At 60.5% G+C, this 2,077-nt stretch carries 2 protein-coding genes; both read left to right on the top strand.

The genetic code is table 11. From position 1 onward, the window contains the following. The coding region (locus VMR39_RS26920) for a TonB-dependent receptor domain-containing protein (protein ID WP_325421028.1) at positions 1–782 on the top strand (782 nt) is incomplete at its 5' end. 16 nt (positions 783–798) lie between these two features. Next, the gene (locus tag VMR39_RS26915) at positions 799–1,953 is read left to right on the top strand and encodes a phosphotransferase (protein WP_325421026.1); all 1,155 of its coding nucleotides are present in this window, start codon (positions 799–801) and stop codon (positions 1,951–1,953) included. Positions 1,954–2,077 lie beyond the last annotated feature (124 nt).

The raw sequence follows: 2,077 nt of genomic DNA, 5'->3' as shown, positions 1-2,077 counted from the left end.
CCGGCTTCACCTACGCCACGCGCATCAAGTCGAACAAGTTCACACCCAAGATCGGCGTCAGCTACGACACCGGCCCGGTCCTTCTCTTCGCCTCCTATACCGAAGGCTATCGCACGCCCGGCTTCATCACATCCAATCCCGGCAATCTGGCGGGCATGATGCTCCAGTCGAAAATGGAGAGCGAAAAGTCGATCGAGGGGGGCTTCAAGGCGAAGCTGCTGAACAACAAACTCAATGTCTCGGCGACCGCCTTTTCGGCGAAATATAATAATCTCCAGGCCACGCTCACCATCAACGGCATTACGCAGGTCGTCACGTCGGACGCGAAGATCGAGGGGCTGGAACTGGAAACCAGCTATCGCCCTGTGCGCGGCCTGTCCCTCTTCGCCAATGCCGGACTGATGCAGACGAAATATAGTTCGCCCCCGGCCGGCCAGCCCTATGCCCGCGATCTCAAACATGCACCGGGGCACAATGTCGTGGTCGGCGGCCTGTATGAAAGCGCCATTGGCGCCCTGTCGGGAACCTTCTTCCTGGGTGGCGACCTGGCACTGACCGGCAAGGCCTTCCGCAATGTCGCCAACACGATCGACCAGCAATCGGACGCCTATGAACTTCTGACGGCAAGGGCCGGATATCGGGCACCCGACAATCGCTGGTCGATCACGGTCGGGGGCACCAATCTGCTCGACAAGACCTATTATATGCTCGGCATCGAAAATCAGGCGCGATCCTATCAGCCTGGACGGCGGTTCTATGCCACCCTCGAAACGCGCTTCTGAACAGACGGATATTGGCATGAACAGCAAGAAAATCGACCAGATCAAGGCCGCCTTCGCGCGGGACCAACAGGAAGACAGGCCGGCCGTCGAGCCCGGTGACATTCCATGGCGCTATGAAGCGATCACCCCCGAATGGATGACGCATATATTGTGCAGGGACCATCCCGCCGCGCAGATCGTGTCCATCTCGCTGGACGAGCCGGATTCGGGCACTTCGAACCGCCGCCGTATCTTCGTGGAGTATGATGCGGACGGGCAGGCGGCAGGCCTCCCGTCATCGGTCTTCTGCAAGGCGACGGTCGATCTGCGCAACCGTTTGTTACTGTCGACCTCCGCACTGTTGAGCGAAACGACCTTCTACAACCAGATCAGGCCGCAACTTTCGATCGAGGCACCGGAATCCTACCTCGCCGTCTATGATCCAGAATCCTACGCCTCCATCGTGATGCTGAAGGATCTCGGCGACACGGTCAGCTTCTGCAATCATCACACGCGCATGACGCTGGAACGCGTGCAGGACCAGATGCGCCTGCTCGCGACCCTTCACGGCCATTTCTATCGCTCGCCCCAACTCGACGACGGGCTGGCGCATATGTTCCGCTATGACGACCGGTTCCTGGCGCTCGACCGCGACCATGATTTCAAGGGCATGTGCGAGGCTGGCCTGCGCGAAGCGGCCGATGTGGCGCCTGGCCGGTTGATGGCGCGTCAGAGCGAGGTCTGGTCCGCCACGCTCAGGGCTTCGGCGCGGCATGGCGCATTGCCGCCGACCATCACCCATGGCGATGTCCATCTGAAGAACTGGTATATCACTGCGGATGGCCGCATGGGCCTGTCCGACTGGCAGGTGACATCGAAAGGCCACTGGTCGCGCGACGTCGCATACACCATTTCCACTGCCCTGACGATCGATCAGCGACGCCTCTGGGAAAAGGATCTGCTGCGCTATTATCTGGAGGCGTTTGCAGCGTCAGGTGGAGAGGCCATATCCTTCGATGAGGCCTGGCTCAACTACCGGCAGCAACTGCTGACGACGCTGGCTTGGTGGACGATGACATTGACGCCGCTTGGCGACGTGCCGGACATGCAGGCACGCGACATTACCGTCGAATTCATTCGCCGCATCGCGACGGCGATCGACGATCTGGACGCGCTCGACAGCCTGGATTGACGATGGGGCCGGGATCGGCCGGCCCCATCCTTTTCAGCCGCGCCGGTCGAAGCGCATCCATAGCAGATCCGGCCCGTGTGCAATATAGCTGGTCATCCAGCGATAGCTGTCCTCCCCCCGGCTT

The organism is Sphingobium sp., from assembly GCF_035511395.1.
GTDB lineage: Bacteria > Pseudomonadota > Alphaproteobacteria > Sphingomonadales > Sphingomonadaceae > Sphingobium.
The sequence above is the reverse complement of the archived record's forward strand: the minus strand, read 5'-3'. Positions and strand labels throughout refer to the sequence as shown.